Origin of the sequence: Marinobacter lipolyticus (genome assembly GCF_018424605.1) — a bacterium.
Taxonomy (GTDB): Bacteria; Pseudomonadota; Gammaproteobacteria; order Pseudomonadales; family Oleiphilaceae; genus Marinobacter; species Marinobacter lipolyticus_B.
Genome location: NZ_QTKT01000041.1, coordinates 1 through 389, shown reverse-complemented (window position 1 = coordinate 389; position 389 = coordinate 1). Strand labels below are relative to the sequence as shown.

Genomic DNA, 389 nt, shown 5'->3' with positions numbered 1-389 from the left:
ATTCAAAGACCGTATCGTACTGGGCGATGAGTTCTCACCCGATGGTTGCCGCGTCTGGGACAAACAAACCAAGAAAAAACTGGATAAAGACCGTTTCCGTCAAAGCCTAGGTGATGTGGTCGAAGGTTATGAAGAAGTTGCCCAGCGTATTGGCGTGTCTTTGGTTGATGAGTCAGGTCGATAAATCGGATTCATTCATCAAGCTAGCTAATCGCTACAGCGAATCTAATTAATTCCAATTAAATTTGGATGGCATGTGAAATAGATAAACATCTAAAACTGGGGCTTGCTCCAGTTTTGTGTTTTTAGCAGGTTATTTAAGTTTAAGTTTAAATTTTTAGCCCTCAATATGATTAACAAAAGAGCCTCTCATTTGGACAACCCTATCA

The 389-nt window shown here is 40.4% G+C and carries 1 protein-coding gene; it reads left to right on the top strand.

What is annotated here, in order from left to right; translation table 11 throughout:
- On the top strand, positions 1-184 hold a 184-nt coding region (locus tag DYI22_RS17365), incomplete at its 5' end, for a phosphoribosylaminoimidazolesuccinocarboxamide synthase (RefSeq protein ID WP_323132938.1).
- Between the last annotated feature and the right edge of the window lie 205 nt (positions 185-389).